This window comes from Pantoea sp., assembly GCF_039594315.1.
Taxonomy (GTDB): Bacteria; Pseudomonadota; Gammaproteobacteria; order Enterobacterales; family Enterobacteriaceae; genus Pantoea.
Genome location: NZ_JBCNNP010000087.1, coordinates 1 through 9,333, shown reverse-complemented (window position 1 = coordinate 9,333; position 9,333 = coordinate 1). Strand labels below are relative to the sequence as shown.

The window sequence follows — 9,333 nt, the reverse complement described above, 5'->3', positions numbered from 1 at the left end:
TCTTGCCATGTTCAGCGTAAGGGCTGATATATTCGCCGTTCCATTCAGCCATGGGTTACCTTAATCAATAAAAGTTGAATATGGGGAAATCCGTTGATTATGCCCGATTTTTCGATGCCTGACCCCTGAAACTGTAGGTTTTATGCTTGCGCATCGCTTCTTATTGAAAAGCGCGCTGAACACCAGGCGATGACGGACAATTTTAGCGGTTATTGACAGTTTGCTCAATCTATACGCAAAGACATTTAGATGTCCAGATGTATTGACGTCTATGAACTGAATGCTATTCTGTTGCCTCTTATTTATTCTTCAGGAACAGTAAGCACCATGACGCGCAAACAGGCAACCATCGCAGTACGCAGCGGTTTGAATGATGACGAGCAATATGGCTGCGTTGTCCCGCCGATTCATCTCTCCAGCACCTATAACTTCCTCGACTTCAATGAACCGCGTGCGCATGACTATTCGCGTCGCGGCAATCCGACGCGTGATGTGGTGCAGCGCGCGCTGGCTGAGCTGGAAGGCGGTGCTGGCGCGGTATTAACCAATACCGGGATGTCGGCGATTCACCTGGTGACCACCGTGTTCCTGAAGCCCGGCGATTTGCTGGTCGCGCCGCACGATTGTTACGGCGGCAGCTATCGTCTGTTCGACAGCCTGAGCAAGCGCGGCGCGTATCGCGTTAAGTTTGTGGATCAAGGCGATAAAGCGGCGTTGGATGCCGCATTAGCCGAGAAACCGAAACTGGTGCTGGTGGAAAGCCCAAGCAATCCTTTACTGCGCGTGGTGGATATCGCCAGCATTTGCGCCGCCGCGCGTGCGGTCGGTGCCATCAGCGTAGTCGACAACACTTTCCTCAGCCCGGCATTGCAAAACCCGCTGGCGCTGGGCGCCGATCTGGTGGTGCACTCCTGCACTAAATACCTCAACGGTCACTCCGATGTGGTGGCGGGCGCGGTGATTTCGAAAGATGCGGCGATGGCGACCGAGATGGCGTGGTGGGCGAATAATATTGGTGTAACCGGCGCAGCGTTTGATAGCTACCTGCTGCTGCGCGGTTTACGCACGCTGTCACCGCGTATTGCCGCTGCACAACGCAACGCATTGGCGATTGTTGATTACCTGAAGCAACAACCGCTGGTGAAAAAACTGTATCATCCTTCTCTGCCGGAAAACGCCGGTCATGAGTTTGCGAAACGCCAACAGCGCGGCTTTGGCGCGATGCTGAGTTTTGAGATCGATGCCGATGAAGCGCGTCTGCGCCGCTTCCTGAAAGCATTGCAACTGTTCACGCTGGCTGAATCACTCGGCGGCGTTGAGAGTTTGATTTCGCATACCGCAACCATGACGCATGCCGGCATGTCTGCGGAAGCTCGCGCGGCAGCGGGAATTTCGGAAACACTGCTGCGTATTTCTGTTGGGATTGAAGATCACGAAGATTTAATCGCCGATCTGGATAATGCATTCCGGATCGCAGCCGAGGAGTAAGCATGACGAGTTCAGTGGGCGCGGGAACGCCGATTAAGCAGTTGCACAAATTTGGTGGCAGTAGCCTGGCCGACGCACGTTGCTATCAGCGCGTGGCCAGCATCATGGCGGATTACAGCCAGCCAGGCGACTTAATGGTGGTCTCTGCCGCAGGCAGCACCACTAACCAGTTGATTAGCTGGCTCAAGTTAAGCCAAAGCGATCGCTTATCTGCCCATCAGGTGCAACAAGCTTTACGCCGTTTTCACAGCGAGTTGATCGCTTCGCTGTTGCCTGCTGAATATGCCGAAACGCTGACCGCTTCCTTTATACGTGATCTGGAACGTCTGGCGGCGCTGCTCGACGGCACCATCACCGACGCGGTATACGCAGAAGTGGTGGGGCACGGTGAAATCTGGTCGGCGCGTTTGATGGCGGCGGTATTGAGCCAGCGCGAAATTGAAGCTGCGTGGCTGGATGCGCGTGACTTCTTGCGTGCTGAGCGCGCGGCGCAACCGCAGGTCGATGAAGGTAAATCCTGGCCGCTGTTGCAGGCGCTGCTGGCACAACATCCGCACAAGCGTTTGGTAGTAACCGGATTTATCAGTCGCAGTGAAGCCGGTGAAACCGTGCTGTTGGGACGTAATGGTTCAGACTACTCGGCGACGCAAATCGGTGCGCTGGCGGGCGTGGGTCGCGTCACCATCTGGAGCGACGTGGCGGGCGTGTACAGCGCCGATCCGCGCAAAGTTTCCGATGCCTGTTTGCTGCCGCTGCTGCGTCTTGATGAAGCCAGCGAACTGGCGCGCCTGGCCGCGCCGGTGCTGCATACGCGCACGTTGCAGCCGGTTTCCAACAGCGATATCGATTTACAACTGCGTTGCAGTTATCAACCGGAGCAAGGTTCAACGCGCATTGAGCGCGTGCTGGCTTCCGGCACCGGCGCTCGTATCGTCACCAGCCACGATGATGTGTGTTTGGTGGAGATCAAAATCCCGGAGAATCACGATTTCAAAACCCAGCAGAAAGAGATCGATCTGCTGTTGAAGCGTGCGCAGCTGCGCCCATTGGCGATTGGCGTGCACCCGGATCGCCGCCTGCTGCAACTCTGCTACACCTCCGAAGTGGTGAATAGCGCGTTTAACTTGTTGCAGGACGCCGCTTTGCCGGGCCATTTACAACTGCGCGATGGTTTAGCGCTGGTGGCATTGGTGGGTGCAGGCGTGACGCGCAACCCGCTGCACAGCCATCGTTTCTGGCAGCAAATCAAAGATCAGCCGGTCGAGTTCGTTTGGCAATCTGAGGAACACATCAGCATCGTGGCGGTGCTGCGCGTTGGCCCAACGCAACATTTGATTCAGGGACTGCATCAGTCGCTATTCCGCGCGGAAAAACGCATCGGTTTAATGCTGTTCGGCAAAGGAAATATCGGTTCGCGCTGGCTGGAGCTGTTTGCGCGCGAGCAGGAATCGCTGTCAGCACGTACCGGTTTTGAGTTTGTGCTGGCGGGCGTAGCGGACAGCAGCCGCAGCCTGCTGAGCTACGAAGGTCTGGAAGCCAGCCGCGCGTTAGCTTTCTTCGACGACGAAGCGGTGGAGCGCGATGAAGAGTCGCTGTTCCTGTGGATGCGTGCGCATCCGTTCGACGATTTAGTGGTGTTGGATGTTACTGCCAGCGAGCAGTTGGCGCAGCAATATCACGATTTCGCCAGCCACGGTTTCCACGTGATCAGCGCCAATAAAGTCGCGGGCGCGGCGAGCGGTCAAAACTGGCGTCAGGTGCGCGATGCATTTGCCAAAACCGGTCGTCACTGGCTGTACAACGCCACGGTTGGCGCGGGTTTGCCGGTCAATCATACGGTGCGCGATCTGCGTGAAAGCGGCGACAGCATTCTGGCGATCAGCGGTATCTTCTCTGGCACGCTTTCCTGGCTGTTCCTGCAATTTGACGGCAGCGTGCCGTTCAGCGAATTGGTCGATCAAGCCTGGCAGCAAGGCTTAACCGAACCCGATCCGCGTGTGGATTTGTCCGGTCAGGACGTGATGCGCAAGCTGGTGATTTTGGCGCGTGAAGCCGGCTACGACATCGAGCCGGATCAGGTGCGGGTGGAATCGCTGGTGCCGTCAGTGTGCGAAGGGGAATCCATCGATCACTTCTTTGAGAATGCTGACGAGCTGAACGAGCAGATGCTGCAACGTTTGGAAGCCGCGCAGGAGATGGGCTTGGTGCTGCGTTACGTGGCGCGTTTCGATGCCAACGGCAAAGCGCGCGTGGGTGTTGAAGCGGTGCGCCCTGAACATCCGCTGGCCTCGTTGCTGCCGTGCGATAACGTGTTCGCCATCGAAAGCCGCTGGTATCGCGATAATCCGCTGGTGATTCGCGGACCGGGCGCGGGACGTGATGTTACCGCGGGCGCGCTGCAATCTGACATTAATCGCCTCGCACAATTGCTGTAATCTTTAGCGGGCGGCCAGATGGTCGCCCCAACTCGCTAATTCCTTCATCTTCTTCCATTTATAATGAAACGCTTTCACCTGGTTTGAATATTTGTCACGGCTGTTCATTAATTTTAAGTTGACGCTACGCTGAGAATCGTTCATTTTGTGCATCTGGACGTCTAAACGTATGGATGTTCACAAGCCGCAAGATAATCGATATGTGATGACGAGGTAATTAGGATGAGTTTCTTTCACGCCAATCAGCGCGAAGCGTTGAACCAGAGCCTGGCTGAGCTGAACGGGCAAATTAATGTCTCTTTTGAGTTTTTCCCGCCACGTACCAGCGAAATGGAAGAAACCCTGTGGAGCTCGATTGATCGATTGAGCAGCCTGAAACCGAAATTCGTCTCAGTCACTTACGGCGCTAACTCGGGTGAACGCGATCGCACGCATAGCATCATCAAAGGCATTAAAGATCGCACCGGTTTGGAAGCGGCTCCGCATTTGACCTGTATCGATGCCACGCCAGATGAGTTACGTACCATCGCCAAAGATTATTGGGACAGCGGTATTCGTCATATCGTGGCGCTGCGCGGCGATTTACCGCCAGGCAGCGGCAAGCCAGAAATGTACGGTTCCGATCTGGTTGAACTGTTGAAAGGCGTCGGCGATTTCGATATCTCGGTGGCGGCGTACCCAGAAGTGCATCCTGAAGCCAAAAGTGCCCAAGCCGATCTGATTAACCTGAAGCGCAAAGTGGATGCCGGTGCTAACCGTGCCATCACACAATTCTTCTTCGACGTTGAGAGCTATCTGCGCTTCCGCGATCGCTGCGTGTCAGCCGGTATCGACGTTGAAATTGTGCCGGGCATTCTACCAGTCTCAAACTTCAAGCAGTTGCAACGTTTTGCCACCATGACCAACGTGCGTGTGCCGGGCTGGATGAGCGCGATGTTTGAAGGGTTAGACAACGATCCTGAAACGCGCAAAATGGTCGGCGCCAGCGTGGCGATGGATATGGTGAAAATCCTGTCACGCGAAGGGGTGAAAGATTTCCACTTCTATACGCTGAACCGCGCTGAGCTGAGCTACGCCATTTGTCATACGCTGGGTGTGCGTCCGGCGGTAATTGGGTAATTTGTCCCTCACCCTAACCCTCTCCCGCAAGCAGGAGAGGGAATAGTTAGGTGGAGAAAAAGGTTACAACTTTGCTCGATCCGCCCCCTCGCCCGTTTACGGGAGAGGGTTGGGGTGAGGGGAATAAAAAAGGAGCCAATTGGCTCCTTTTTCACATCATGACATCCGATTAACCGGTGTTACGCATACCTGCCGCAACGCCTGCAATCGTCACCATCAGCGCTTGCTCAACGCGCGGATCTACCGTTTCACCGCGTGCTTCTTGTGCACGTGAACGATGCAGCAGTTCAGCCTGCAACACGTTAAGCGGATCGGTATACACGTTACGCAGCGCGATAGATTCGGCAATCCACGGTTGGTCCGCCATTAAATGCGCATCGTTGGCGATGGTTAACACCGCTTTGATATCCGCATCCAGCTGATCGCGCAGCTGTTTACCCAACGGCCACAATGATTTATCCACCAGACGCTGATCGTAGTATTCCGCTAGCCACAGGTCGGCTTTCGAGAACACCATCTCCAGCATGCCAAGGCGCGTGGCGAAGAACGGCCATTCACGGCACATGGTTTCTAATTCATCGCGATGGCCTTCATCCATGGCTTTTTGCAGCGCGGCACCCGCACCCAGCCAGGCTGGCAGCATCAGGCGGTTCTGCGTCCAGGCGAAGATCCACGGAATCGCACGCAGCGACTCAACACCGCCGGTTGGGCGACGTTTTGCCGGACGTGATCCGAGCGGCAATTTGCCCAGTTCCTGCTCTGGCGTGGCCGAACGGAAGTACGGCACGAAATCAGGATTTTCACGCACATAACCGCGATACATCGCGCATGAGTGTGCTGACAAGCCATTCATGATCTCTTGCCATTGCGGTTTTGGTTCTGGCGGCGGCATCAGGTTGGCTTCCAGAATCGCGCCGGTATACAGCGAAAGACTGGCGATGGTGACTTCTGGCAAACCGTATTTGAAGCGAATCATTTCGCCTTGTTCGGTCACGCGCAGACCGCCTTTCAGGCTGCCCGGCGGTTGTGACAGCAGCGCCGCATGTGCTGGTGCACCACCACGACCAATCGAACCGCCGCGTCCGTGGAACAGCGTCAGCGTGATGCCCGCGCTTTCACAGGTTTTGATCAACGCATCCTGTGCTTGATATTGCGCCCAGCTCGCCGCCATCACACCGGCGTCTTTTGCTGAGTCGGAATAGCCAATCATCACCATCTGCTTGCCATTGATGAAGCCGCGATACCAATCAATGCTCAGCAACTGCGTCATCACGTCGTTGGCGTTGTTCAGGTCATCCAGGGTTTCAAACAGCGGGGCGACAGGCATGGCGTAAGGAATACCGGCTTCTTTCAATAACAGATGCACAGCAAGCACGTCGGACGGCGTTTTCGCCATCGAAATCACGTAGGAAGCAATCGAACCTTGCGGTGCTTCGGCGGCCACTTTGCAGGTATCCAGCACTTCGCGGGTGTTGTCGCTCGGTTCCCACTGCTGCGGCAGCAACGGACGCTTGGAGTTCAATTCACGGATCAGGAAGGCTTGCTTATCCGCTTCTGACCAGCTTTCGTAATCACCCAAACCGAGATAACGCGTCACTTCAGCAATCGCTTCGGTGTGACGGGTACTTTCCTGGCGAATGTCGATGCGCACCAGCGGCACGCCAAAACACTTCACGCGGCGCAGCGTGTCCAGCAGCTGGCCATTAGCGATGATGCCCATGCCGCACTGTTGCAGTGATTGATAAATGGCGAACAGCGGTTGCCACAGTTGTTCGTTGGAGACCAGCAGATCGGCAGGGCGTGGTGGGCGCTCGCCTTTCAAACGGCGTCCCAGATAAGCTTGCGTCATCATCAGTTGATCGCGAATGCGCTTGAGAATCATGCGATACGGTTCCAATGCTTCCGGATCGCCGCACAGTTCGCGCACTTCGTCGCTACATTCGGACATCGACAACTCAGACACCAGCACGCCGACATCGCGCAGGAACAGATCGGCGGCTTTCCAGCGACTCAGTTGCATCGCGTGGCGGGTAATCGGTGCGGTGACGTTTGGGTTGCCGTCACGGTCGCCGCCCATCCACGAGGTGAATTTGATTGGCACGAAATCAACCGGCAGTTTGATGCCGAAGGTCTCTTCAACTTGTTCGTTCAGCTCGCGTAGGAAAGCAGGTACGCCTTGCCACAAGCTGTTTTCCACCACCGCAAAGCCCCACTTGGCTTCATCAATTGGCGTTGGGCGATATTTACGGATTTCGTCGGTGTGCCACGCTTGTGCCACCAACTGACGCAGACGACGCATCACCTGGGTGCGTTCGTAATCCGAAATATCGCTGTGATCGAGTTGTTGCAGGCAGCTATTCACTTCGCCCAGCATGTGAATCAGCGTGCGACGGGTGATTTCCGTTGGATGCGCCGTCAGCACCAGCTCAAGCGATAGTTCTTCAATCGCACTGCGAATTGCCGCTTCGCTGATATCGCCTTGTTGCTTCAGGCGTTCAAACGTGGTTTTCAGCAGTTCCGGATGGTTCGGGCCATCGCCGCTGCGTGAAATGGTTTGATATTGCTCCGCCACGTTGGTCAGGTTAAGGAACTGGCTAAAAGCACGCGCCACCGGCAATAACTCTTCATTTGAGAGATTTTGCAGCGTGGTCAGCAGTTCCTGACGATGAGTGTCATTTCCCGCACGGGATGACTTAGAGAGTTTACGGATGGTCTCCACCTGGTCGAGGATGTTCTCTCCTAGTGCATCCTTAATCGTATCCCCGAGCAGTTTGCCGAGCATACTGACATTACTTCGCATTGCGGAATATTGTTCGTTCATTGGACCCTGACACCCTTATCGTCTTTTTTAATACTCTTACGCCCAACGGGCATAACATCGTCTTTTATCTAGCCACGTATCTTCCTGCGCGTCAATTGCCTTAAATCTACGTAAATGTGCTGCTAAATGGCGGAAATTCAAAGAATTTGCTTGCAGCGAAGCGAGATAAGTTATTCTTATTATCAAATCCCGAACAATGACGGGGCAATTTGCTGATTTAACAGTGAAATGCCCCATTTGTTGTTCATCAATGACAAAAATGCTGTACGACTTGGGTGATAAGCGCATGAGTCGGCTTGATAAATGCGGTATCAATAAACTCATCAGGTTGATGGGCTTGATTGATAGATCCCGGGCCTAATACCAGCGTTGGGCACAACTGCTGGATAAAAGGCGCTTCAGTGCAATAGTTCACCACTTCGGTTGGCACGCCCAGCAGCTTCTCCACCACTTGCACCAGCTCATGATCGGCCGGACATTCGTAGCCTGGAATCGGCGGATGCAGCTCGCCCACGGTCAGACGTCCCGGCCAGCGCGCACTTACCGGCGCCAGCGCGTCATTTAGCAGACCATCCAAATCGCTCAGGGTTAAGCCCGGCAGCGGACGAATATCCATGTGCAATTCACAGCAGGCGCAGATGCGGTTGGCGGCGTCGCCACCATGAATATGACCAAAGTTCATGGTTGGATAAGGAATGGCAAAACCATCGTGGTTGTAACGCTCTTTCAGCGTGTTACGCAGCTGCATCAGCTGGGTAATGGATTCATGCATCAGTTCAATGGCGTTAACGCCGCGTGACGGATCGCTGGAGTGGCCTGATTGCCCCTGAATACGAATCACATTCGACAGATGACCTTTATGCGCGCGCACCGGCTTAAGCGAGGTGGGCTCGCCGATGATGGCGCAATCCGGACGCAATTGGGTGGATTCAGAGAAATACTTCGCGCCCGCCATGGTGGTCTCTTCGTCGGCGGTGGCGAGGACGTAGAGCGGCTTGCTGAGTTTGGTCACGTCAACGTCACGCAGCGCATCCAGAATAAAGGCGAAGAAGCCTTTCATATCGGCGGTGCCGAGGCCGTACAGCTTGTTGTCGTGTTCGGTCAGCGTGAACGGATCGCGCGTCCAGCGGCCGTCGTCGTACGGAACGGTGTCGGTATGACCCGCCAATAACAAGCCGCCTGCGCCCAATCCGCTGCGCGCCAGCATGTTGAATTTATGCCGCGTGCCAGGCACCGGCTGCACTTCTACACTGAAGCCAATATCGCGGAACCAGCCGGCCAGCAAATTGATTAAAGTTTCATTACTCTGATCCAGTGCGCTATCGGTTGCGCTGATTGATGGCGTGGCAATCAACTGGCGGTAGAGTTCGATAAAAGGTGGTAATTTTGTCTTCACTGTTGACGGTCCTTGGGTTAGGATGTATCAATATTCATGCATTAATAGTGAATAAAAATACAATAACGTCGTTT

At 54.9% G+C, this 9,333-nt stretch carries 5 protein-coding genes; 3 read left to right on the top strand and 2 right to left on the bottom strand.

From position 1 onward, the window contains the following. Positions 1-327 precede the first annotated feature (327 nt). The 3 genes from metB (at position 328) to metF (ending at position 5,042) form a co-directional block, all read left to right on the top strand. Positions 328-1,488 carry a cystathionine gamma-synthase gene (metB, locus tag ABDW13_RS22770; RefSeq protein ID WP_343554786.1) on the top strand — a complete coding sequence of 387 codons (1,161 nt, stop codon included), beginning with the start codon at positions 328-330 and terminating at the stop codon, positions 1,486-1,488. Between the two features lie 2 nt (positions 1,489-1,490). Next, on the top strand, positions 1,491-3,923 hold the full coding sequence (locus ABDW13_RS22765) for a bifunctional aspartate kinase/homoserine dehydrogenase II (RefSeq protein ID WP_343554785.1): 2,433 nt from the start codon (positions 1,491-1,493) through the stop codon (positions 3,921-3,923). 222 nt (positions 3,924-4,145) lie between these two features. Next, a complete protein-coding gene (gene metF, locus ABDW13_RS22760; protein ID WP_343554784.1) occupies positions 4,146-5,042 on the top strand; it encodes a methylenetetrahydrofolate reductase in 897 nt (298 codons plus the stop codon). Between the two features lie 169 nt (positions 5,043-5,211). Here the strand turns inward: metF and ppc are convergent, their stop codons facing one another. Together ppc and argE are read right to left on the bottom strand one after the other, a co-directional pair. Beyond that, positions 5,212-7,863, bottom strand: a complete 2,652-nt coding sequence (ppc, locus tag ABDW13_RS22755) for a phosphoenolpyruvate carboxylase (protein WP_343554783.1) — start codon at positions 7,861-7,863, stop codon at positions 5,212-5,214. Between the two features lie 247 nt (positions 7,864-8,110). Further along, positions 8,111-9,259 (bottom strand): acetylornithine deacetylase, encoded by a 1,149-nt coding sequence (gene argE, locus ABDW13_RS22750; RefSeq protein WP_101760637.1) that lies wholly within the window; start codon positions 9,257-9,259, stop codon positions 8,111-8,113. Positions 9,260-9,333: the final 74 nt, after the last annotated feature.

Coding starts and splice junctions, on each gene's coding strand:
- metB (WP_343554786.1), top strand. CDS start 328: ATGACGCGCAAACAGGCAACCATCGCAGTACGCAGCGGTTTGAATGAT.
- ABDW13_RS22765 (WP_343554785.1), top strand. CDS start 1,491: ATGACGAGTTCAGTGGGCGCGGGAACGCCGATTAAGCAGTTGCACAAA.
- metF (WP_343554784.1), top strand. CDS start 4,146: ATGAGTTTCTTTCACGCCAATCAGCGCGAAGCGTTGAACCAGAGCCTG.
- ppc (WP_343554783.1), bottom strand. CDS start 7,863: ATGAACGAACAATATTCCGCAATGCGAAGTAATGTCAGTATGCTCGGC.